At 46.6% G+C, this 22,821-nt stretch carries 23 protein-coding genes; 11 read left to right on the forward strand and 12 right to left on the reverse strand.

Annotation, left to right across the window (positions count from 1 at the left end; genetic code table 11):
* Positions 1–2: 2 nt before the first annotated feature.
* The 4 genes from pyrE to O3C58_11680 all read left to right on the forward strand — a co-directional run bounded on the left by pyrE (position 3) and on the right by O3C58_11680 (position 2,719).
* A complete protein-coding gene (pyrE, locus tag O3C58_11665; protein ID MDA0692510.1) occupies positions 3–659 on the forward strand; it encodes an orotate phosphoribosyltransferase in 657 nt (218 codons plus the stop codon).
* Positions 660–910: 251 nt separating this feature from the next.
* On the forward strand, positions 911–1,633 hold the full coding sequence (locus O3C58_11670; GenBank protein MDA0692511.1) for a 2-oxoglutarate:ferredoxin oxidoreductase: 723 nt from the start codon (positions 911–913) through the stop codon (positions 1,631–1,633).
* 392 nt (positions 1,634–2,025) lie between these two features.
* The gene (locus O3C58_11675) at positions 2,026–2,379 is read left to right on the forward strand and encodes a response regulator (GenBank protein ID MDA0692512.1); all 354 of its coding nucleotides are present in this window, start codon (positions 2,026–2,028) and stop codon (positions 2,377–2,379) included.
* A gap of 4 nt (positions 2,380–2,383) precedes the next feature.
* Positions 2,384–2,719, forward strand: a complete 336-nt coding sequence (locus tag O3C58_11680; GenBank protein MDA0692513.1) for a hypothetical protein — start codon at positions 2,384–2,386, stop codon at positions 2,717–2,719.
* Positions 2,720–2,972: 253 nt separating this feature from the next.
* Here the strand turns inward: O3C58_11680 and O3C58_11685 are convergent, their stop codons facing one another.
* The 4 genes from O3C58_11685 to O3C58_11700 form a co-directional block, all read right to left on the reverse strand.
* The gene (locus tag O3C58_11685; GenBank protein ID MDA0692514.1) at positions 2,973–4,244 is read right to left on the reverse strand and encodes an SGNH/GDSL hydrolase family protein; all 1,272 of its coding nucleotides are present in this window, start codon (positions 4,242–4,244) and stop codon (positions 2,973–2,975) included.
* Between the two features lie 141 nt (positions 4,245–4,385).
* A complete protein-coding gene (locus O3C58_11690) occupies positions 4,386–5,174 on the reverse strand; it encodes a segregation/condensation protein A (protein ID MDA0692515.1) in 789 nt (262 codons plus the stop codon).
* A 97-nt stretch (positions 5,175–5,271) separates the two neighbouring features.
* Positions 5,272–6,009, reverse strand: coding sequence for a 16S rRNA (uracil(1498)-N(3))-methyltransferase (locus O3C58_11695; protein MDA0692516.1), 738 nt, complete (start codon positions 6,007–6,009; stop codon positions 5,272–5,274).
* A gap of 101 nt (positions 6,010–6,110) precedes the next feature.
* Positions 6,111–6,851 carry an HAD family hydrolase gene (locus O3C58_11700; GenBank protein MDA0692517.1) on the reverse strand — a complete coding sequence of 247 codons (741 nt, stop codon included), beginning with the start codon at positions 6,849–6,851 and terminating at the stop codon, positions 6,111–6,113.
* 385 nt (positions 6,852–7,236) lie between these two features.
* On the opposite strand from O3C58_11700, the gene O3C58_11705 reads away from it, so the two are divergent.
* The 3 genes from O3C58_11705 (at position 7,237) to O3C58_11715 (ending at position 9,557) form a co-directional block, all read left to right on the forward strand.
* Positions 7,237–7,722: a DUF2284 domain-containing protein gene (locus tag O3C58_11705; protein MDA0692518.1), complete on the forward strand. Its 486-nt coding sequence runs from the start codon at positions 7,237–7,239 to the stop codon at positions 7,720–7,722.
* A 91-nt stretch (positions 7,723–7,813) separates the two neighbouring features.
* Positions 7,814–8,986: a saccharopine dehydrogenase NADP-binding domain-containing protein gene (locus tag O3C58_11710; GenBank protein ID MDA0692519.1), complete on the forward strand. Its 1,173-nt coding sequence runs from the start codon at positions 7,814–7,816 to the stop codon at positions 8,984–8,986.
* 94 nt (positions 8,987–9,080) lie between these two features.
* Positions 9,081–9,557: a hypothetical protein gene (locus tag O3C58_11715; GenBank protein MDA0692520.1), complete on the forward strand. Its 477-nt coding sequence runs from the start codon at positions 9,081–9,083 to the stop codon at positions 9,555–9,557.
* 16 nt (positions 9,558–9,573) lie between these two features.
* On the opposite strand, the gene O3C58_11720 is transcribed toward O3C58_11715, so the two are convergent.
* A complete protein-coding gene (locus tag O3C58_11720) occupies positions 9,574–10,380 on the reverse strand; it encodes a YdcF family protein (GenBank protein ID MDA0692521.1) in 807 nt (268 codons plus the stop codon).
* A gap of 82 nt (positions 10,381–10,462) precedes the next feature.
* On the opposite strand from O3C58_11720, the gene O3C58_11725 reads away from it, so the two are divergent.
* Positions 10,463–10,822: a hypothetical protein gene (locus O3C58_11725; GenBank protein MDA0692522.1), complete on the forward strand. Its 360-nt coding sequence runs from the start codon at positions 10,463–10,465 to the stop codon at positions 10,820–10,822.
* Between the two features lie 3 nt (positions 10,823–10,825).
* On the opposite strand, the gene serB is transcribed toward O3C58_11725, so the two are convergent.
* Genes serB through O3C58_11745 form a run of 4 tightly spaced genes read right to left on the reverse strand, consistent with a single transcriptional unit; the run spans position 10,826 to position 15,569 of the window.
* Positions 10,826–12,070: a phosphoserine phosphatase SerB gene (gene serB / locus O3C58_11730; GenBank protein ID MDA0692523.1), complete on the reverse strand. Its 1,245-nt coding sequence runs from the start codon at positions 12,068–12,070 to the stop codon at positions 10,826–10,828.
* A 3-nt stretch (positions 12,071–12,073) separates the two neighbouring features.
* Positions 12,074–12,529 carry a hypothetical protein gene (locus tag O3C58_11735; GenBank protein ID MDA0692524.1) on the reverse strand — a complete coding sequence of 152 codons (456 nt, stop codon included), beginning with the start codon at positions 12,527–12,529 and terminating at the stop codon, positions 12,074–12,076.
* Positions 12,530–12,560: 31 nt separating this feature from the next.
* The gene (locus O3C58_11740; protein ID MDA0692525.1) at positions 12,561–13,871 is read right to left on the reverse strand and encodes a replication-associated recombination protein A; all 1,311 of its coding nucleotides are present in this window, start codon (positions 13,869–13,871) and stop codon (positions 12,561–12,563) included.
* A 12-nt stretch (positions 13,872–13,883) separates the two neighbouring features.
* The gene (locus O3C58_11745) at positions 13,884–15,569 is read right to left on the reverse strand and encodes a hypothetical protein (GenBank protein MDA0692526.1); all 1,686 of its coding nucleotides are present in this window, start codon (positions 15,567–15,569) and stop codon (positions 13,884–13,886) included.
* 264 nt (positions 15,570–15,833) lie between these two features.
* On the opposite strand from O3C58_11745, the gene O3C58_11750 reads away from it, so the two are divergent.
* Together O3C58_11750 and O3C58_11755 are read left to right on the forward strand one after the other, a co-directional pair.
* A complete protein-coding gene (locus O3C58_11750; protein MDA0692527.1) occupies positions 15,834–16,358 on the forward strand; it encodes a hypothetical protein in 525 nt (174 codons plus the stop codon).
* Positions 16,359–16,471: 113 nt separating this feature from the next.
* Entirely contained in the window at positions 16,472–17,101 is a 630-nt protein-coding gene (locus O3C58_11755) for a pyridoxamine 5'-phosphate oxidase family protein (GenBank protein MDA0692528.1), read from the forward strand.
* Between the two features lie 239 nt (positions 17,102–17,340).
* Here O3C58_11755 and O3C58_11760 read toward each other — a convergent pair whose 3' ends face one another.
* The gene (locus O3C58_11760; protein MDA0692529.1) at positions 17,341–18,312 is read right to left on the reverse strand and encodes an alpha/beta fold hydrolase; all 972 of its coding nucleotides are present in this window, start codon (positions 18,310–18,312) and stop codon (positions 17,341–17,343) included.
* A 267-nt stretch (positions 18,313–18,579) separates the two neighbouring features.
* Between O3C58_11760 and O3C58_11765 the strand changes: the two genes are divergently transcribed.
* On the forward strand, positions 18,580–19,920 hold the full coding sequence (locus O3C58_11765) for a tetratricopeptide repeat protein (GenBank protein MDA0692530.1): 1,341 nt from the start codon (positions 18,580–18,582) through the stop codon (positions 19,918–19,920).
* A gap of 251 nt (positions 19,921–20,171) precedes the next feature.
* Here O3C58_11765 and O3C58_11770 read toward each other — a convergent pair whose 3' ends face one another.
* A complete protein-coding gene (locus O3C58_11770) occupies positions 20,172–20,906 on the reverse strand; it encodes an SPOR domain-containing protein (GenBank protein MDA0692531.1) in 735 nt (244 codons plus the stop codon).
* A 91-nt stretch (positions 20,907–20,997) separates the two neighbouring features.
* Positions 20,998–22,662: an arginine--tRNA ligase gene (gene argS / locus O3C58_11775; GenBank protein MDA0692532.1), complete on the reverse strand. Its 1,665-nt coding sequence runs from the start codon at positions 22,660–22,662 to the stop codon at positions 20,998–21,000.
* Between the last annotated feature and the right edge of the window lie 159 nt (positions 22,663–22,821).

The raw sequence follows: 22,821 nt of genomic DNA on the forward strand, positions 1-22,821 counted from the left end.
CAATGACGACATCTGAACAGTTAGCCGCTATTGCCCTTAAAATAGGAGCTATACGAATCAACACCGAGCAACCTTTTACTTGGGCGTCAGGGTATCGAATGCCCGTTTACAATGATAACCGCCTGTTCCTGGGAAATGCAGACCACCGCCTTCTGATCGCCAAAGGAATTCAAAGCCTGCTTATTGAAAGAAACATTGCGGTCGATGTGGTTGCCGGAACCGCCACGGCAGGCATCCCCCCCGCGACAACCCTGGCCAACTTGATTCATGCACCTTTAATATACGTTCGACCCACGGCCAAAAAACACGGAATGCAAAATCAAGTCGAAGGAACCTTCAAAAAAGGACAGCATGTGATTGTCATCGAAGACCTTGTATCCACAGGCGGTAGCGTTCTCAATGCCGTTGAGGCCATTCGCCAATTGGGAGGAAAAGTGGAACATTGTTTTTGCATTTTCAATTATGGATTCCAGGAGACTGCAGACCAGTTTAAAAAATCCAGCTGCCAGTTACACTCTCTACTGACATTTGAAAACCTGATCAATTATGGAGCGAAAACCGGAGAATTCACCGAACCACAAACTTCTATTTTGCGCTCCTGGTATGAGGATCCGTTTGCATGGGGGGAACACCACGGTTTTCCTCTGAAAAAGGACTGATAAATATAGGCTTTTTTACCATAGAAGCCCCTTACCTGGTTAAAAGAACATATTTATTGACAGGGTTCACAATTGATAATAAAGTATCCTAGTCAAAGCATGGATTTTTTAGAAATTACTCTTATGCAGAGTAGTATTTAAAAGACCGAAACAAAAAGTTTGATACAATTAAATAATTGTCCTTTCCTTAAGGGTTTGGACGTCAAATCTTATCTCTAAATAAAAGTTGTATTAATGGAGGTTTTCTAAGGATGGGTAAATTAAAACTAGGACCGATTGGATTATTACCCCCTTCCGCGGCATCAGAAGGTATCTTTCAACCTGAAATGGATTCCGGCTACCAACTGGTTGAAGGGGAACACGTCCTGGAGGACAAAGCAATTGAAATCGCCGCAATCCAGATTTTAACACGGAAAAATCCCACTCTTTTCCCAGGCCCCATGATCTTGTGGGCGTGGAACGATGAAGCGATCCATAAATCCGAGTTGATCATGGATCTGGTCAGAGAGGTTCCGGGAATGAATGTCATCCCGATGCCTGATTACCGGCCGATCTACCCAAAAATTGATCCTGAAGCGGTTATCAATCCTTGCCACCCCAATCTGACCGTTCAGCATAACAAAATCGAAGGCTGTATTCTTATTGGCGTTCATTGCCATTTTGCCAATATTACCCTGAAAATGATTCGGGCTAATACCAATTGCTACACTATGGCTTTTTGCGCCTATGATGGCCACGAAGATGCTCTGTTGTCGATTCGGGATTTGGACGGTTCAAAAATAGTAAAAATCACGCAGGCAATTAAAGACGCAAAAAAATCAGGCGTGGTTACGCCATGGGGCTTGACGCCTGAAGGAAAAGAAGAATTAGAAGAAATCCGGGCTCGCAAGGCCAAAACTGCAGAGTTGACTAAAGGAAATGTCAGTTTATTTATGGGCGACTTGGAACAAGGTTTGGACGAAAACTCTGAGTGAACTGAGCGACCAAAATTTATTCCCTAAAAAAATAAAGGTGGCACGGGTTTATAGATAATCATTCCGACCAGTACCAAAACCCGTTTTATCACACATTTTAAAAACCCGTTTCGATCCTGAAACGGGTTTTTTTCTACCCGCTTTACCCTCCGTTTTACCCTATTTATCCCCATTCCGAAAAAAAATCAAAAATCCTTACTTTTTACATTGAATATTAATTACAACTACCTTATGCTAACAATATCATTGAAATATATAATCTAATTGGAATCAAGCGGCTATAAAGATTTCCGATTCCAACAGAATAAAAGATTTACATCAACACATTATTTCCAAAAATAGTTGTTCTTTTTTTTTCACGTTACAAAATAAAAAATTAAGGAGGTTTTATCGTGCTTGCAATGGTTATTGATGATTCAAGGGCCATTCGTCTCATTCTTGGAAACATTCTCAAAGAACTTGGATTTGAGGTGGTGAGTGCTGAGAATGGCGTAGATGCCCTGAACCAAATGAAGTCTCATGACAAAATTGACTTCGCTCTGGTGGATTGGAATATGCCTGAGATGAACGGCTATGAATTCGTATGCGCACTGAGAAAGGACGATACCTACAAGGATGTTCGTCTCATGATGGTGACGACGGAAACAGAAATGTCTCAAGTGATCAAAGCTTTGGAAGCGGGGGCCAATGAGTACGTAATGAAACCCTTTACCAAAGAAGGGACGCCCGTGGGGAACACCCATTAAACTTTTGGGAGCCGAGGATTTCAGCTGGGACCTGGAAAAAGGCATCTACTCAGGCTACACGATCGCATACGTAGCCTTACAGATCGCAGTTTATATGGGGTTCAAAGAAATCTTTTATTTAGGATTGGACTTGAAAAATGAGGGGCCAAACACGCATTTTTTCGGACACGATTATCATTCGAAAAATCATGAAACCACAGAGTTTCCAAGAATGAAAAAGATGCTGGAGTTTGGAGCGCAGACTTTGTCGAATACCGATGTTAAGGTATTCAATTGCAGTCCGTTTTCTCAACTGGAATGCTTTCCGAAAGTCAGCTATGAATATGAAATTTCGCTTTGAGTTAAGAAACCTGAGTTTTCAACTTACAAAGAGCTTTCCTGTTGGAAAAGAAATACAATCCAAAGTAAATATCTAACCAAGTCCTGACGCCCTTCGATTCCTCAATTAAAAATGAACCTAGAGGTCATCTCTCCATTTATAGAAAATCAAGAGAATCCAACCGACACATGTATTTCCATGCAATTAAGTAAGTAAAATTAACTTTAAACTCATGGATAAAAGTGACTCATATCACTTACTTAGAACTTTAATATTAACCCTCGCATTGCATGAACTCCGAAGGTTTTTCGCCATCAAAAAAAGCCGAAATAACCCCTTCAGCCAGGGCGCGGTACCCCGATTCGTTTGGGTGCAACCAGTCCCTGGGCCCATGAATGGGTTCTTTGGCTGCGGCTTTTCTAAAAAAATTTCTTGTGTCCGCAAACTTAAAGTTCTGCTTTCTGGAAACATCTTGAACTTTAAGGCAGATTTCCTGGCTTCTTGCATGGATGGAACCAGACTCAACGGTGACAATGCCTTTTCCCGTCGGAATGGTAACTGTAGGGGATACCCATTGATAGGAGGATAAAGGAGCGGGAATGTAAACAACGGCAATAGACGAGTTTTTAAAATAATCCGCTAAAAACAATAACGACTGCTCAAATATATAAATGGCTTGTTTTGTTTGCTCGGCGGTCAATGTCATGGCAGGGTGCTGGGTATTAATTGGAATGGGAAACTCCTTGCCATCGATTAAGGCGGTGTCGTAGTGCACCGGCTCCGGCTTCTGCGAATCATCCTCCTTTATCTCATCGACCTTTTTGTTGATAGCCCGCTTGAGCTTTTTAAAACCTCTTTTGACTTCATTGACGACATTATCACCAACGCTTTCTATGAGAAACCGGGTGAATAGAAAATTTTTCAACGGACCTTCAGCATTATATAAGGGGTCCACCTCCAAAACCGATTTTTGAATGAAGGTTTTAAAATATTCAGGGTCATAAAACTTATCCGGGTCAATGATGTCTTTATATTTGCCTTGAAGATCAATCATGTTGTCGTTCAAATCATTGCCCTCAAAAAAATACACCAGAATCATTTCAGGGTCTTTTAATTCGAAAGCGCGCAGAGAATTGATATGCCTAAAGTGAGCTATAGGCTGAGACACCAGACCACGTAAACTGCCGGAACCCAGGGCTCCATAAGAAATGATATCCCTCCCGGTACGGTTATAGAGAACATGGGCCGAGTGATAATCCCCCTGGCTGAGCTTATGCTTGCGAACGGCCTGCAGATACCAGTCCCCCTGCCCCAGCGCATGGGAGTCTCCTACAATGGCGATATAATTCTCGGGGATCACGGATTTTTTCGTGGATTGTCCCAAAACTTTATAGCCGTCATCCAATCCTACATAAATAGATAAGGGAAGCTTGTGCAATACATGGGGGAAAATCAATTCCATTACGAATATAAGAATAACCAAGCTGGCAAGGAATACTAAAATATTCGAAAAGAGGGAGGCGGGTTTTTGATTCAATTTTTTCATCCTGGACATTCAGCCAATCATTTATAAAAGTAATTTATTATCTGACGGTCCTTATCGGTGTCAGGGGGTTTGGTTCCGTCACCGATTCCCATAGGTTCAATGCCCTGTCTTTAAAGTTTATCAGAGGCAGGAAAATCTATTTTATTCTGGCAACGAAGATGTCTCATCGCTTGAGGTAAGGTAGTGTTGAAGAGCTTCATCTTGAGCTTCACGGTCAGAGGATCGGTAGATGCGAATAGGGTCGAATTGATTGACTTGCTGAATACGGAGAAGTTTTAACCGCATCAGTTCCAAAAGGGCCAAAAAAGTCACGATCACTTCCTGCCGGGTATTTAGAACCGTGAACAGCGAATCGAAGGTAACGGTTTCCGCCGCGTTCAATATCTCCAGAATATAGATCAACCGGTCCGCAACCGAGAAAGTGGAAATCTTGACTTCGTAATCTTTTTTGAACTCTTTGCTCTTTAAAATTTTTTGAAAGGCATTTAAAAGATCAAAGGCTGAGGCTTCCACAAGAATTTCCTCCCCGTTCCCTTCATCAATGGAGATATCCCCTCTGCGCACAAATATCTGCTGGCGATCATATTCCCGCGCTCGCAACTCAAACGCCGCATCTTTATATCGCTGATATTCCAGCAGGCGGCGCATCAAGTCCGCTCTCGGGTCCTGCCCTTCTTCTCCCTCCTCCAGTCCCTGCTCCTGAACCGGCAACAGACATTTGGATTTGATGCGTGTCAGCTCCGCTGCCATGACCAGATACTCACCGGCGATTTCAAGGTCCAGATCCTGCATCAGGTCAATGGTATCCATATACTGCCGCGTTATTTCTTTAATGGGGATATCATTAATATCCATTTTCTGCTCTTTGAGCAGATGCAGGAGCAGATCCAACGGCCCTTCGAAAATATCAAGTTTGCATTGATAAGCCATGAATGCATCTTCCAATCAATTAAATATAGTTATGCCAAATCTAACATTTATGGGTAAAAGAAAAAACCCCATTTTAACCCCGCCGTACGAATGAAATTCATAAATCCCCCCAGCGGCTTTGCAAAAGAGACAGGACCACGATCGGAGCGGTTTCCGCACGCAAAACACGGGGCCCCAACGTGATGGGTCGAAATCCGTACTGGTGGGCGGTTTGAATTTCCGATTCGGTAAAACCGCCTTCAGGCCCGGTCAGAAACGCGAGCGAACGTGGAGAGGTTTGCGGCGAAACATCCGCCAGGCGGTGCGCTTCTTCCTCTTCCCAGAAGATCAGTTTGATTTCAGCATTCTGGTTTTCCCGGCAGAAACCTTCAACGGTCAGAATATCCGGGGAAACAGCGGGCAGGTGACTGCGGCCCGACTGTTTGGCCGCCTCCTCAGCGATCCGTTGCCAACGCGCTACTTTTTTTTTAGCGTCTGTCCGATCCACTTTGACAATACAGCGGTCCGTTCTCAAAGGAGCAACGATATGAACTCCCAGTTCCACGGCTTTACGGAGAACCGGGTCGAATTTATTACCTTTAAGAAGCGCCATCCCCATTTGAATGGCTAAAGGAGACTCGGTCTGATATTTTTCCTTCGACTCCACCCTGCCATGAACTTCTTGCGCCTTCACATCCGTCAATTGCACAAAATACCGGTTCCCAAGCCCATCCAGAACCTGAATCCGGTCCCCCTGGGTCAACCGAAGAACCGTGCGAATATGACTCACATCGGTCCCGCGTAGAACCACCTTATCTCCTGAAATATTTTCCGGCTGAGTAAAAAATCGGTGCATAGATGCCCTTTAAGCTTTTAAAACTTCTCGAAAAATTCAACCAGCCTAAGGCTGGACCCAATGGTCACGTTCGATGGGTTTTTGTGTTGCAACAAAATTTATCAATCTATAGAAGTTACTTTAACAGATCCGATCTCCAATAGATCTGTCAGGGTGCGAACCTCATATTCAGGGTGGATTCCTGCGGGAAGCTCTTTCCCATTCCGATTGATCCATGCCGCCTGCATGCCAACATTCTGGGCTCCGGCAATATCATGCGCGGGACTGTCTCCCACAAAAAGGATTTCTTTAGGTTCCAGTTTTAAATAACTGATCGCCAGTTCGAATATGGACGGGTGCGGCTTGCGGTAAGGAACATCCGACGAATAAATGGAAAATTCGAAAAATGGATCCAATCCCATTTGCACCCGTTCGTAATCTTTCATGAAGGGAGGATTTGTTGTATTGGAGATGATTCCCAATCGCATGCCTGCCGACTGCAAGCCCTGTAACGTTGTAAGTACATCAGGAAACACTTTACGAACGGAAAAAACTTCCTGATAATAAATTTTCAATATCTCATCAACCGTTGCTTTCCCTGCGATGTCGATAGAATATTTCAACAAAAGATATTTTAACACCGGCTCAAAACAGGCTTCTCGATGCGTCTTGCGTGATTCCTCGATCATTTTATAAAAAAGATCCCGGTAGGTTTGGTAGCAATCATTAAAATCAGGCAAACTGACTTTCCTGCCCTGCAAAAATCCGAACATTTTCAGAAATGGCCGTCTATCATCTTCGTCTACCAGATCCACCAGAGTCCAGGCCCAGTCAAAAATCACCGCTTTTATGGAAAGATTCATATCGCAATCATGTGGTTAGTGTAATTATTTTTTCCCATCGTCCCAAAATGAGACAGAATGTTGTAAAAATAACTACAAATTAATCAATATATTATATTTTTAGTACGCGTTACATCTCTATTTTTCCGATGTTCCCTATGCCAATGTTGCGTTTATCCCTTGATAAGTCTCCCCAAGCCCCCTTCCCTCATCTATAATGGCCCCTACAATCCAAGCTTAAATTTGAACAAATCCTTACTGGCAACCAATTCGGAAACTCCAGAGTTCTGGAAAAATTTAATCATCTATGGGCGTTGGAACAACTTAAGAATTGGAAAATAATACCATGAAATCACTACCATCAAATATTCGGCAACTACCACTGAATGTTAAAAGCAATACAGAAATGATTCAAGAGGCAGTAACTCTCGGATGCAGCCGGGCAAAGGTTATTTGGACAAAGACCATCGCCATCGGTACCTGGGGCAGACTTCAATGCCAGTATGGTTGTTCTCATTATGGCAAACTACACACCTGCCCCCCGCACTCACCCAACTCAGACGAATTGGGTGAAATTCTCGTTGACTACCAAAGAGCCTTATTGCTCTATGCAATACCAAAAGTGGACATGAGAGATGTCGCGGTGACTTTGGAAGAAAGCTTCAAGTCCAAAGGTTTTTATAAAGCATTTGGTTTGTGCTCACGCGCCTGCGACTTATGCGAGATCTGCACCATAGACAGCTTCTGCAAGTATCCCGATAAAGCCCGCCCTACATTGCAAGGCTGTGGCATTGACGTACAGAGCACCGTTTTTAATAATGGATGGGCAGATGTCTCGCCCAACCAGCCCTGTGCGGACATGAATAACATCGGCATGGTATTGCTGGACTGAACGACCTTATATAATTGCAACTGAATTAACTGTCCAGACTTCTCATCGTATAACGCTTCTCGCAACCTTTATTTCGGACGAAAATCATTTTATGAGTTACCGTTACGCCGTCATTGGTTCTGGCCGCCAGGGATTATCCGCCGCTTATGACATGGGCCGGTTTGGAAACGCAAAAGAAATCCTGCTTTACGACATCAATCCTCAAGCCGCAAAGGCTGGGGCCGAAAAGATCAATTCCCTGCTGGGTGCCAACATCGCTAGCGGGCATGGACTGGATGCCGGAGACCCTGCTCAACTTTCAAAGGCTCTTAAAGGAGTTCATTCTACCCTGAGCGCCGTGCCCTATCCATTAAATCCGCTCATAACCCGAATCGCCATTGAAAACGGTTCGAGTTTATGCGATTTGGGCGGTCACACGGATACCGTACGCGGCCAACTTGCACTCGACGATGTTGCCCGAAAGGCAGGCGTCACCATCACCCCCGACTGCGGAATGGGACCGGGGCTCAACATTTCCATGGGTGTGCTGGCTATGTCGTTCGTCGAAAAACCGGAAGACGTGTTGATCTGGGACGGAGGACTGCCGCAAAACCCAGAGCCTCCCTGGAATTATCTTCTTACATTCAATATCAATGGGTTCACAAACGAGTATTTTGGCGACGCCTATTTTCTCCGTAACGGGGAAGTCGTGCCCATCCCTTGTCTTTCGGAAATGGAAACGCTGGATTTCCCTTCCCCCCTGGGGCAACTGGAAGCGGCTGTGACTTCCGGTGGATTGTCCACCGCACCCTGGACGTTTGCCGGGAAATTAAAACGGCTGGAAAACAAAACCCTTCGTTACCCCGGACACTGGGATCAATTCAAGGCATTTCAGTTATTAGGATTGTTCGAAGAAGACCCCATACAGGTGAACGGGACAACGGTTTCTCCGAGAGAGGTCTTCCATTCACTGCTGGAACCTAAGATCACGGCGGATAAAATTCGCGATATTTGTGTCATCCGCACCCGGTGCAACGGAACAACCAGTGGCAAACCCGCATCCAGCACCATTGAATTGATCGAAACCTACGATGAAGAAACGGGATTCACCGCCATGGAAAAACTCACGGGCTGGCACGCTTCCATCGTCGCCATCCTTTCCGCTCAGGGTGACATCCCAAGAGGAGCCATCCCCGTGGAAACTGCGCTGACGGCCGACGCTTTGGCCAAAGAGGGAGCCCGACGGGGATGGGAATTTAAAAATAAAACTGTCCTTCCGGTTTGATTTTCTTTTTCATTTTCTAGCAGTTACAATATATCCTGTAAAAAAACCCTCTGTTGTCGAAAATCACTCCTGCCTATTTTCAGGACAAGTCAAAATGAAACTGTACCGTCCTTATACCCTGATTCCTTCATCGCGATTGAATGAAGACTACGATGAAAAAGATATAAGGATCGACTGGATCTGTTATTTGCGAGATCATCCCCTACTGCCCTTTGGCGAATTAATCGAGAAATACGCAGAGCTTAAAGCGTCCGGGGAGAATATACGGTGGATTATAGAACGAGCCAACAATTTTTTATCGGAGGCAGAAGTGGCGGAATTGAGCCACTATCTGGAACAACGCTATGGCTTCTCAGTGGAAATCGAGTCATTTGAAACGCCGCTGAACCTTAGAAAACTCCCCTGGTTTAAGGAAAATCACGTAAATGCCGCCATCATTTGCCGCGACCCAGGCGATCCCTTCTGTTTGAGCCTCAGTATCCTCGGCATGGTCGCACCCATAAAGGATATAGACAGTGTCAGAACCGTCAATGAATTTCTGGAAGAAATAGATAAACAGAACGGCAATTAAAATTGCTAAAGGAAATTTAGAGAGAGGGCTTTGGAAAAAGTTCCGATGTCTTGCCTGTCATCCAGTAAATAAACAGGCCGGTCCATTCGTGCAGACCTTTGGAAAATTGTATAAAATTGTGCAGACTGGCGAATTTCCAGTCAAACCTCAATTGCCCGGTTGTCTGGTAATCCACCGGGTAGGGAATGACATTCCATCCGATTTTCCTGAATATTCCCACAGATCTGGGAATATGATAAGCGGATGTGATGAGAATCCAGTTACCTTCTGGTTTTTGCCCTATCAACTCGAAGCTGTTGACGGCATTTTCATAAGTGTTCCGGGCTTTCGCATCAAACAGAACGCGCTCTCTACTCAAACCGAGCAACTCGAAAAGCATCCGGGCGGTGTCGCTGGTTTTATACTCCCGGGATGTCAGGGAACCCGATCCACCGGCAAAAATCAATCGCGCCTCCGGGTAACGACGGGCCAGCCCAACAAAGGTGATCAGTCTTTCTCCTCCTTCATTGAGTGAAGGTTGACCCCGTGTCGCGGTAACACCGGCTTTCTCAGGTCCTCCCAGCACAATGATGCCCGCTATATTTTTGGGCAATTCTGAGGGCGGGGAAAATCGTTCTTCAAGAGGCCACAACAAAAAACTACTTATGGGAAGAAGGGTACCGACCATTAATATTAAAACGGCGATCGATATCAACCAACGGCCCAAGATGTTTTTCCGGGTCCAGAGTAGGGTCGCCCCGAGAAACAAAAGAATCAGAAGAACTTTCTCCGGCGCCAGCAATTGCCACAACAGTTTTGAAAGTATCCAGAAAGTTGTTTCCATACGGTGTTTTTTTCCGAAGTCTTCACGCCAACTTAACAACTGGGCAATGATAAATCAGCGTCAATAATAAAAAATGGTCTCGGTGAAATACTACAAATTGCGATTGATCCTTGGCGGCCTGTACATCGCGCTGATTATTATCATGTCACTGATTCCCGGTTCTTACTCGCCCGCCGCCGGGTTCGACCCCTCCAGACACGATGTGCTTTCTCATTTTACAGCATATTTTATTATGATGATTTGGTATGCCCGGATTTACTCTGCAAAATATTATCCCCGTTTGGCGGTAATTTTTATTTTGCTGGGAATCGGCTTGGAGTGTATGCAAGGAATTCTGGGTACCCGTGAATTTCAAATCATAGACATGATGTTCAACTCTATCGGCGTGCTTTCGGCCTGGCTGTTTGCCAGGTTCCGCTTTGCTCCCACAATTTCCCAATGATTTTTAAGAAACCGGAAAACGCAGAGACTCTTTCCGTTTGACGAAAGAACGCAATTCCTGCAGATCATCCCCATTGTAGCCCAGGAAATAAAGGATCAACTCCAGGTTGGATCGATTGATACTGGCATGGGCATGTTTTTGCACAATCGGTTTGGCGTTGAAGGCGATCCCCAATCCCGCACACGCCAGCATGTGAATATCGTTGGCACCATCTCCAACGGCCACCACCTGTTTAAGAGTAAACCCTTCCTTTTCCGCCAGGGAAATTAAAATACGTTCCTTGGCCAGAGCATCAATGACCTCCCCCTCCAGTTCGCCAGTGACCTTGCCGTTTTCTATCTTCAACTGGTTGGCGAATCCATAATCAAGACCGTACTTCGCGCGGATCTTGTCGATAAAAAACTGAAATCCGCCGCTGACGATGGCTATTTTGTATCCCAGATATTTCAAAATCGTCACCAGGTCCGTCGCTCCCGGCGTCAATGGGATGCGTTCGAACAACTCCTCAAGCTGTTTTTCGGACAATCCTCGAAGGAGTTTCACGCGTTTCACCAGCGCTTCTTTAAAATCCATTTCTCCTGTCATGGCCAACTGCGTGATCTCAGCCATCTCGGCTCCCACTCCCGCCAGTTTCCCCATTTCATCGATGACTTCACACTGCAGAAACGTCATATCCGCATCAAAAACGATCAAACGCTTGTTGCGCCGGAACAAAGTATCGTCCTGCACCGCGAGATCGACCTGAAACTTCTCCTTGAATAGCACCAGGGCATCGAGAACATCGACGCCGGAATGCGTCTGTCGGGTACCTATCACAAACTCAATCACATGCTGATCGCTATGATCGAGTTGCTCGATGCGAAGAATATTGATGTCTCGGGACGCCAGGGTTTGAGTAAGCTCCAGCAAAACATCAGACCCAATACTTGCCCCCAATAGCGTCACCACCGACCGGTGTTTATAAGGCTCGTCCGGGCACATCTCTTTTTTCCACGGATGGATGCTGATTTTAAGACCCGACCGCTCTTCAAATTCACCCAATGCCATTCTGAGCGGTTCGATGGCGTTGGCATCGTTACCGTCCAAAAATATGGAGAGATTCAATAAACCGTTAAAGACAAATTGTTTGATGTCCAGCACGTTCCACTGACAACGAACAACGGATTGCAGAGCTTCCGCGAGAATTCCGGGGCGGTCTTCCATAGAAATATGGACATATAACAGGCAGTTTTTTTCAGGAGAGTTCATTATTTATCCTTGCGGTCGATACCGCCACCCTTCTCTTTTTTTGCACGTCCAGCCATCGTGAACCTGGAAGGTGGCAAGATTTTCCAGAGTTTCGGAATCAAACAACGCGACAATTCCCTCTCCCTGAATCGGATTATCTTTAAGATGCAGGCGCTTCAATTTACCGAGAACTTTTGATTTCGCCAGGCATTTCAACCCTGCATCCCCGACCCCGTTTTTGTTGAGGTTCAAATATTGAACGTTGGTCAGATACTGGCATTCGGCCAAGTCTTTAACACCCTCGTCGCCAAGATCATTGTCGTCGAGATCCAGCCAGTTGACCTCTTCCATTTTAGGGGAATTCCACAGCAACCGCGCTTCTTCCGGGTTGAGATTAACGCCGCTCAGCATCAGCTGGTTTCCCCGCTTGCGTCCCGCAAAAATCGTTTCAACATCTTCATACTTGACCGTTTTACTCATTGCTTCCTTCCTTCCTTCATCAATTTCACAATCATTTTTTCGCATCATCCGTATTAAATCCCGTTTTATTTTTCTTCTCCGGGCCGACGTATTTTCTGCCGCGCAACTCCTCCGGCAGATATTCCTGCTCCACATGATGCCCCGGATAGTCGTGCGGATATTTATACTCCACTCCGTAGCCGTACTTTTTGGCATCGCTATAATGCGAATCTTTCAAATGGTCGGGCACGGGATACGATTTTCCCTGCCCCTGAATATCTCCCAAAGCCCGATCGATTGCAACAATCGCAGTATTATCTTTACGTGCCAGAGCCACATAAATGGCCGCCTGCGCCAGTGCAATACGCGCTTCCGGCATTCCCAGCCGGTCCACGGCTTCAGCCGCCGCGTTGGCGATCACCAGGGCTTGCGGGTCAGCGAGTCCCACATCCTCTGCTGCTGTGACCATCAAACGGCGGACGATGAATTTAGGGTCTTCCCCACCGGCGATCATTTTGGCCAGCCAGTATATAGCCGCATCGGCGTCTGACCCTCTCAGGCTTTTCTGGAAAGCCGAGGCATGATCGTAATGTTCCGTGCCTCCCTTGTCATAAAGGGTCGCCGCTTCCTGAATAATACCTTCAATCACTTCCCGGCTGACCGGAGCCGTCTCCCCTTCACCCTGGGCGTAATCCATGGCCGCTTCCAGAACATTCAGCGCGCGTCTCGCATCGCCATTGGCATGAGAGATGATGAAATCCAGCGCATCCTCTTCCAAATGAGTCGTTTCGTTGCCCAGTCCTTTTTCTTTATCCTGCAACGCCTTCTGCAAAATAGCGCGGATATCTCCCTCACTCAGGTATTTCAGCCGAAAAATCTGGCAACGGGAGCGCAGGGACGGGATCACTTCCAGAGAAGGATTTTCCGTCGTCGAGCCGATGAGCCGGACGGTGCCGTCTTCCACATAGGGAAGCACCGCATCCTGCTGGGCTTTGTTGAAGCGATGAATTTCATCGATAAATAAAATGGTCGGGCGGCGCGACGCTCGCAACATTTTTTGCGCAGTCGCAATCACTTTGCGTATATCGGCCACTCCGGCATTGACGGCGCTGATCTCGTGAAATTCACTTTTTGTGGAACGAGCTGTCAATCTTGCGATGGTGGTCTTTCCCGAACCGGGAGGCCCCCATAGGATAAACGAAAAACTGGCATTTTTTTCGATCAATCGCCGAAGTGGACGACCCTCGCCCACAAGGTGTTCCTGACCGAGAAATCCCTCCCATCCACTGGGCCGCATGCGGTTGGCAAGCGGCGACCCGGAGGCGTTCTCTGTATCTTCATATTCGGGAAATAATTCCATCATCAATATAGAAACTTAAATATCCATTTTTTTAAGGGCGCTGATTCCACGTTGAATGGGCAGGTAGGCGACTGTCAGGGAGATAATGATAATGAGCGCGTAACAAATGGGCACTTCGATTCCGCCCAGGAATTTGAGCAAAAACTTTTCGTTAAAGTGGACATACATGGGCCGCCCCACCAGCATAATGACCAGGCCAATAAAACCCAAACTGAGCGTCATGAAAAGTATGCCCCCGGTTCCCGCCGGTATTTCAGAAATATTATCATGATTGAAAGAGGGGTACATCGCCCCCAGGCCAATTCCCAAACCCACCAGTCCCAGGGTGATCAAAAATACCCCGATGATGGAAATATTCATAACATAGGCATCCACTTGAAGCAAATAGTTCGAAACGACCACCAAAAATTCCGCGATCAATAACAGGGGCGGAAAAAACATCCAGAACTTGCTCCACAGAAATTTTTTCATTTCCACCGGCGCGGTATAAATCGCCCAGATGTTTCTGCCTTCGAGACTGATGGCTGAATACGCGAACCGCGAAATCAAAGCCGACAACACAAACCCGATCAGACCGATGTTTAAAACCGATATCACATTTTTCAATACAAAATTTTCCAGCGGCAGGTTCATGATGTTGAATATGTAAACGAACACCAACGCGCACAGAATGAAGATCTGCGACCACTGCTCCGGGTCTCTCATGAATATCTTTATATCCTTTGCCAAAAGGGTCCGTTGTATCGGAGAAACAGGCAATAGTTTCCAAATCGAGAACCGGGATTCTGTTTCCTCCTTGGTGAAGGCGGCGGGCGCGTTGCTGGCTTCTTTAACCAGACACCAGCCGTCAAAATATATTTTTCGTCCCGTGATCCAAAGAACCGCCATCCCCGTCAACGCCGCAGAATAAAGATACAACGATTGCGTCAACGCGATTTTGACATTGCCATCGACCCAGCTCGTCAGGCCAAAGGATATCCAACTGGTGGGGAGAAATTTAAAGTCGGGAACTTTCAGGCTCTCTACGAATAGTATTATGCGTTCATCGGAGACTTCCTGACCAAAAAATTTTTCCGGCGAAAGAAACCGCAAATACACCACCACCCCGACCAGAAAAATCATACCGAGGAAAGACAATACCTGATGCGCCTTCTTGGTGGGAAAATACCGCATCAGGGCCATGATCACCAGAACGCCAAGCAGACAGGAAATAATGATAAAGGGAACAATGTTGAACAGCAGATAGGCATAATAGCCCCAGGGAACTTCAAAGTAATAGCCGTACGCCGAAAAAATGGGCAACGTGAACAGCAAAACCATCCACGAACTGTGCATCACGCTTTGCTGAAAGCGGGAAAAAATAAAGGCTCCCATCGTGACAGGGGTGGAATGCATGAAGTCCAGATCACGGGAAAGATAAAACACCGACAGCGACACGATCAGGCTGGAGAACCACACCATGACGAACAGAGTCAGGAAGATGACATTCATCATCTGCACTATCATAACCTCACCCACCTCCATTGGAAGCCCGTCCAGATAACGGATGATGCGCAGGAAAAATATGAAATCGCCGATGACAAACAACGTTCCCATGATCCCAATCGCCGCCAGGCGCGTTTTATTATCGCGCCCAGGGCGAAACAGGATATTTTTCAGGGCCGCTAGGCGATAGCGGAGCAATAGTAAAAATTGGTTCATTATAAAGGCCCATAAAATGCTGTTTTTTGTATAGGAAATATGATCTAGGATCGCACAGTCTATATGGCTATACAACAATAAAACAATAGGTTAAGTAGGCTATAGATTTGGTGCGAGGGAGGCTATTGTAAAAGTGTTGAAAATCCGCGAATCATTGAATATCCCCATAAGAAGTCCATGCGGACATTTAATTTTTTGGGAAGCTCTTGGGATATGGTAAAGTTGTATTTCATAACGACTGCGATTAATTAGGTACTTCAAAAAATGAACTCGACTCCTTCATCAACAAAATGCCTAATTTTATTTTTTAATATTTTTATTTTTTCAGGATGTGCTGGCCCGAACCCCAATATAGGGGAAAGAACGGCGGACAGGGCTTACTTAAGGCATGACTTTAACAAACAAGCTGTGAAATGGTATAAAAGGGTCGCTGTTCAAAAGGCGGAGGGAGATTGGGCAGAAGGTCAATCAATCGGAGCGTTTGGAAAAAGTGGCTATTACAATCAAAATAGTGATGCACGCATAGCACAAGCTTGGTTGGCTGATAGCTACTTGAATGGCCCTGAGGGAGTGCCCAAAGATTTATTAGAAGCCTATTTTAATATTAGGACGGTAATGGAAGAGACGAAGGGAAACCACATATTTTTCTGTTGCGAATTTGCTGGGGGTAGGTGGATCACAGCTGAATATATTGAGGGAATTTACAACCAAGTCATAGAAGAAATGTCACCTGAACAATTGGAAGAAGCAAAACGCTTGTATCCGAATTGGAAACCCACAGCAGATTAAACTTATACTCCTCCCTAATTTATTTTAGATAAATTCGAATCCAACCCCGTTTTCCCTATACAATACAATCGTCAGAAGAATGAAATTTCAAGCAATCCATTAAGGTCCACATTATGAAACTGCCCGGTTCCAAGGGGGAGCATCGACTGCAAAAGGAACTCGCCACCGGCAAGAAGGCGCTGGCTTTTTACAACAAGCAGATGCTGGATCATCTCAATCCAACGATGAGTGAATTCCTCGCCAGTCAAGAAATCGTTTTCATCGCCACCGCCGACGCCAAGGGCGAATGCGACAGTTCGTTCCGCACAGGGCCACCCGGTTGGGTGCGCGTCATCAATGAAAAAACCCTGGCCTACCCGGAATACCGGGGCAACGGCGTATTCGCCAGTATGGGTAATATCCTAGAGAACCCGCACATCGGCATGATCTTCATCGATTTTTACGACAGCACCGTCGGCCTGCATGTGAACGGCAAGGCCCGGATTTTTAAAGACCAGAAACTTTTAAAAAGTGAACTCTTCGGGGACGCTCTGACAAAAGGCGTCCCTAAAAAAAGTGGCCTGAAAGCCGAATGCTGGGTGATCGTTGAAATCGAAGAGGCGTATATTCATTGCTCCAAGCACATCCCTCTCCTTAAAAAAATGGATAAGGAGATCCACTGGGGAACGGAGAAGATCCTGCATAAAGGCGGCGATAAGTTCAAAGCCAAAAACTCCCCCCGGCCCTGGGTCAAGAAGAAGTAAGGTAAAATCCCCCCGGCCCCTGTGGTATCCCTTTCTTAGCCTTCATGCCCCGCAGGGGTACTTTACGAAAGGGGGAGCCGCTGCCCCCCCCAGCCCTTGTGGTATTCCCTCCGTTGCCTTCATGCCCGGAACGGGTATGTGATATTTTACCGTTGCCTTCATGCCCGGAACGGGTATGTGATATTTTACCGTTGCCTTCATGCCCGGAACGGGTACTTCACAGAAGGGGGAGAAGTAAATTACTCCGGGTTTTCAACCCAGTTGACCACCACATAATCCATCCAGCGATGGTCTCCGAACGGAGTCTCTTTGCTGGTGAGGTAGCCCATGTGACCGCCCTTCTCGGGGAAAATCGTGTTGATCGGCAGGTTCATTTTGATGTTGTCAAATACGCTCGGCGGAACAAAGGGGTCGTCTTTGGCGCACAGGATGACTGTTGGTATGTCGATGGAATCGATGAACTGGGTGGCACTGCATTTGGCGTAATAATCCTCCACATCGGCAAACCCGGCGGCGGGAGCGGTGTACACTTCATCAAAGTCCCAGATGGTCTTGAATTGTTTCTGCGGCTGAAAGGCGTCAGGATGACATTCGGCCAGCGCTTCGCATTGACGGTGAATCATGTGCATATAATAATTATTAAAAATACCGCCGCCGTTTTTCTTAGACAGTATTTTGCTGGCAACTTTCAGGTTGACAGGCGGGTTGACGGCAAAAGCGCCGTGGATATTTGTGGGAAGGGTTCTCCCCTCCCCCAGATATTTCAGCAACACGTTGCCGCTCAGGGAAAATCCCACAATGAGAAGCGAACGCTTGGGATACAGCTTGACGATGTGTTTCACCATGTGATCCAGATCGTCACTGGAACCGCCGTTCCACAGGGAGTCGCTCAAGCCCATTCCGGGGCCACTGCCCCTGTGGTTCATCATGAACACGCCCGACCCCTTGGACCAGAGCTTGGCGGCGATGCGCCGCATATATCCCGACTCGGAACATCCTCCCATGCCATGCGCCAAAAGGACGATGGAACCGCGCGGATTGGTGGCTTCCAGTTCCAGGGCGATGATCGACGATTTCGGACCGACCTGAATTTTATGGGTTTTTCGTTGCGGAAGTACAGGCTCTCCAGGGAATTTCGTCGCCAAAATGGTTTGCACCACACCGCCCCGGAACAGCCAGTGGACTTTGAATGGAACAAATGAATCAATCATTTTAGTGAAGGAACCCTCCGACGGCCTTAAACATTATAAGGAAAGGGAATTTTTTGCTATCATCGGTATCTTATCAAAAATACAATTAAAAATATTTCATAAACTTCCTATCCCCGAACTTTATGACAGAATAGGTCTTTGTAAGCAAAAAATAACTTTTGAGCAGGTTGACAGTCTATAAACGAGATTGTTAAATTGTTCATTACATTACCCAACTTTTATTTAAGTAGATATATGCAATTATCCCGCACATCAAAACGTTTAAAAATGACGGCAACCCGTTTGCTACTGATTCTTCTCACATGCGCCTTGTTTACCGTCTCGTCGGCATCTGCGCGACCAGCAATGGATGCCGAGGGGCATTATCAAAAAGGAATCCGTTACAGTCAGGCTAAAAATTGGCAGGATGCCGCTGAGGAATTCCAAAAAGCCATCGATTTGCAACAAAAATTTTCCCTCGCCCATGCCAACCTGGGGGTGGCGCTCAGCCAAATTGGAAAACACAAAGAAGCTCTTCTTGAATTCGATGCGGCGTTGCGACAGGGATACGATCATGCTTTTTTGCGATACAACCGTGGCTCTTCATTTGCCCGCCTGAAACTCCTCGAAGAAGCCGAAGCTGAGTTTAAGCTGGCTTTGGAGAAGGATTCAAGAATGTCGAAGGCACGGTATGATCTGGGAATTGTCTACATGATGCAGGCCCGGCTGGATAAGGCCCGAGAGCAGGCCAACCTGCTCTATACGAAAAATGAGAAACTGGCCAAAAAATTATTCGATCAGATTCCTGCCGACTACACTGTCGTTTCGATGGATAACGGTGGCACACTCACCGGACGGGTGACGTTAACGGGCGCCAGACCCAGAGCCCGGTCGTTTCATTTGATTCATGCACCCAATATAGAATTCTGTTCGCGGATTTCGGATGGCAAAGGCCACCGTCTGCTTTGGGATTTCACCTTTTCCCCGGACGCAGGACTCAAGGACACGGTCATCGCCCTTCAGGGAGTCAAAAAAGGCAAACCGTTCACGACCAAAATGCAGACTTTCAACATCGATCGCTGCCATTCGGACCAATATGTGATCGGCATCCGTAACGGTGAAAATATTCTTTTGGAAAATAAAGATCCTATTCGCCATGAAATAGTGACTTATGAGATCAACAGCGACTCTTATGTGAAACAAAAATCCAATAAAGCCATTATCAAACAATCCAGCCAGGTCCGTTCGGCATTTGTCCATCAGGATACAGATGAGTTCCTCATCAAATGCAACCTCCACCCCTTTCTGCAGACTAGAGGCTTCATGGTCGACAATCCTTACTACACCATTTCCGACGCTGACGGTAATTTCAGGCTGAAAGATATTCCCCCCGGAACTTACGATGTTCTTGCCTGGCATCCTTTCATTCCCACAAAAAAGGGAACCGTTACCATACAGGCCGGTGGCGAGTCACAATTAAATTTTGGATTCAATTCCGAGGAAATAAGACGGAAGCTCTATCACGACGATATCGAGGGGTACCGGTTTAACACTTGGTTTGATAGTAAAGAAAAGTTTTACGGCGGGACGCGTGTGGATGATCCGGTGGAGGTTCTACAAAAGTTCTAGCAGGTTGCTGAAAAAGAGAAAAATCCGTCAGCGGGTTAAGTTTTACAGGTTTTTGCTTTTAAGTGGCACAGCCTTTCCAGGCTGTGCGCACAGGCTGGAAAGGCGGAATTAAATTCCGCACTTCCGCATAGACTTTAAGGATAGGTCGCCTGTGCTACTGGTTTTCTTAAATTAACAGTAAACTTGAAATTAACATTTTAAGATCCCAAAAATAGTTTTTCAGCAACCTGCTAGGCTGAGAGTGGGCCCTCTCACCCCGATTGTCGCTTGATAACCATGGCCTGAAGATTTTCTTCTCTCTGCACCCGTGCCGCAGCCACCTCCGCGCCCGCACGATCCAGATATCTGCCGAGATACACCCTGTACCAGGTGCCTTTGTTATCTGAAAGTTCGGTTTTGCCAATGAAAGACGCATACCCTTTTTTGGCCAGATCCCCTTTGAGTATTTCCGCGCGCTCCAACTGCCGGAAGGAGCTGACTTGCACGGCATAGGCCAGAAACGCGGACAGTTCCCTGTCCACCGTCCTTACGGTCTCGACTTTTATTGCCTCGGCAGGTTCCACTTTTGGAAAGATGGGGTTTGACTTGGGAATCTCAATCTGCTGGTCCGTTTTTTTGACTTCTCTCTTTTCGATGTGAATAGGGGGAGCGGCGATTATTTTTTCTGGTAGGACTTGTACCGCTACGGCGTTTACAGGCTGAGAGCGGTAATTTTTGTAAACCTCTCCATTCAAGCCGACCATTTTACTCATGGAAGGATCTTCCAGGACAGTAAAAAAACTGAAATTCTCATTTCCGTCGAGGGCCGCTTTTCTGAAATTTTTACGGTCTGAGTTAAAATTCTTTGGCTTGACGGCGCTGATTTTTTTCTCAATCCGATGTACTTCGGGCGTAAAAAAAGGCAAAGGGTCCAAAGCATGGGTTCCTACCAAAGCGCCAGCTCCTGCAATACCCAAAATCAGAAAAATTAGAATTTTTGACTTCATATTCTGTGTTTTGGCTCTGCGGTTTTCAATTGCACCCTATCAAATCCAGGTTTGATAGAACCACGACTCTTGCCCCACGCTGGAATTCGGTTCACATTTTCTCCGGCGCCGAAATTCCCATTAATGCCAGCCCGTTGCGGATGGTGATTCGCAAACATAGCAGCAGATACAACCGCGCTAACGTTAACGGCTGGTTTTCCGTCACCACCCGATGCTTGTTGTAATAACCATGAAATACGCCCACCAGATCGTGCAGGTAATGGGAGATCCGGTGCACCTCAAACGACAGTGCGCTTTTCTCCACGACTTCCGGAAAAGCCAGAATTTTCTTGATGAGCTGGATCTCTTCTTCCTCCTCCAAAGGGGACAGGTCTACATCCTTGGAACCGGGGACAGCAACCCCCTGACTCTCTGCTTTGAGAAATACATTACAAATGCGTGCATGTGCGTATTGAATATAAAAAACGGGATTCTCCGGCGTTTCCTTCTTGGCAAGTTCCAGATCGAAATCCAGGTGACTGTCGCAACTTCTTGACAGAAAAAAATACCGGGCCGCGTCCACCCCAACCTCGTCCACCACTTCCTTAAGAGTCACAAACTCTCCCGAGCGCGTGGACATGGAAACTTTTTCTGAACCCCGTTTCAGGGAAACAAACTGCACCAGAAGCGCCTTAAAGACGTCCCGGCCATAGCCCAGAGCCTCCATTACCGACTGTATGCGGGGTACATAGCCATGATGGTCGGCGCCAAATAAATCGATCAGCTTATCAAACCCGCGCTGAACTTTATTCTGATGGTAGGCGATATCCGAGCAAAAATAGGTCTGATCGCCGTTTTGTTTGACGATCACCCGATCCTTGTCATCCTGAAACGCGGAGGACTTCAACCACACCGCGCCATCCTTTTCATAAACGAAGCCTTTTCCTTTCAGCCAGACCAACGCGTTGTCAACCGCATTATTATCGTACAGCGTCTTCTCACTGAACCATTGGTCGAATTCAACTCTAAAATCCTTGAGATCTGTTTTAATCCCCTCCAAAACCCAATTGGCTGCATAGTCTCTGAAGAAAGGTAGTGTTTCCTCTTCAGACGTTTCAAGGTACGCATCGCCCTTCTGGTCAATAATTTCCTGGGCAATGTCGTTTATGTAGTCGCCCTGATAATGATCCTCGGGAAACTCCACCTTTTTATTTAGAATCTCTTGATAACGCAACCATGTCGAGCGGCCAAGAATATTCATCTGGTTGCCCACGTCGTTGACATAGTATTCCGTCTTGAGATCATACCCCGCTTTCAAGAGAATTTTGCTCAGCGTATTCCCCACCGCCGCGCCACGACCATGCCCCACATGCAAAGGCCCTGTCGGGTTGGCGCTCACATATTCCACAAGAACCTTTTCCCCATTCCCCACGGTGCAACTGCCAAAATCCTCGTCGGCTTCCGCAACCTTCAGCAACCGCTGAAGGAAAAAGGCAGGCGCCATCCTGATATTGATGAATCCCGGACCAGCCATCTCCACGTCCTCCACCTGCTCCGAACCATTTTTCAGGTATCTTCCGATCACCTCGGCAATAACTTTTGGGTTCTTACGTTCCGGCTTGGCAAGAATCATTGCCAGGTTGGTCGAAAAATCACCCATTTTGGAGTCTTTGGGTTTTTCAATGACGATCTCCGGCTCAACAGCCATTTCGAGTTCACCATTTTGCTTGGCGTGCGCCAGGGCATCACGCACTAATTGTTGAATGACGTGCTTCATACAAAAACAACTTTCCTTATGGGTATCTCTAAAAATTGACTAAATGCTCCTAATCGTCAACTTAAGGAGATGGCTTTGTTTTAGTGGAACAGGCGACCTGCCCTTAAAGGTTATACGGAAGTGCGGAATTTAATTCCGCCTTTCCAGCCTGTTCGCACG

The organism is Nitrospinota bacterium, assembly GCA_027619975.1.
In the GTDB taxonomy this organism is placed as follows: domain Bacteria; phylum Nitrospinota; class Nitrospinia; order Nitrospinales; family VA-1; genus JADFGI01.